General features: G+C 22.3%; 1 protein-coding gene and 1 riboswitch. The gene reads left to right on the plus strand.

Translation table 11 applies throughout. The annotated features are described in order from the left end of the window. Nucleotides 1–138: 138 nt before the first annotated feature. On the plus strand, nucleotides 139–480 hold the full coding sequence (locus tag R7P64_RS24435) for a hypothetical protein (RefSeq protein ID WP_318124208.1): 342 nt from the start codon (nucleotides 139–141) through the stop codon (nucleotides 478–480). Between the two features lie 13 nt (nucleotides 481–493). Beyond that, nucleotides 494–577, plus strand: a riboswitch (cyclic di-GMP riboswitch). Nucleotides 578–582 lie beyond the last annotated feature (5 nt).

A 582-nucleotide genomic window follows, 5' to 3' on the forward strand; every position in this document is an offset into this window, starting at 1 on the left:
TTTTTTTATGCAAAAAAATAAAACTGAAAAAAACTTAAATAAAACTGAAATAAAACTTAAATAAAATTAAAATAAAACCTCAAAATGGTATCATTACAAAAAGAAAAGAAATTGGAAGTGATAAATATGGAGTGTAAAGTGAATACTGATTTTTACTTTAGCTTTATTCCTATATACAATGATGAGAATAAGTTTTCAGATTTTATTTTAATTGAAGTTAGTGATAATTTTGAAGAAATATTTAATTTAAATGATATTGATAATAATCCTATAGTTGGGAAAAGAATCTCAGACATTATATTTTATTTTAATGATTTTTTTCCTTCTTTTAAGGAAGTATACTATAAGCTTTTGCCAGAATCAAATAAGAAATACAAAAAATATATTTATGAATTAAATAATTATTATTTGATAAATATGTTCGCAACTGCAGATCTAAAGACATACTTATATTTTTCAGATATCAGTTTTATAAATTAATAAAAATATTATTTTTGTAAATTGGCAAACTTATCGAAAGGTAAGGACGCAAAGCCATGAGTCTAAAGCTATTAGCCAGGACAGTCAAGCTGCTTTTTAAAG

This window comes from Vibrio sp. 2304, assembly GCF_033339475.1.
In the GTDB taxonomy this organism is placed as follows: domain Bacteria; phylum Pseudomonadota; class Gammaproteobacteria; order Enterobacterales; family Vibrionaceae; genus Vibrio; species Vibrio alginolyticus.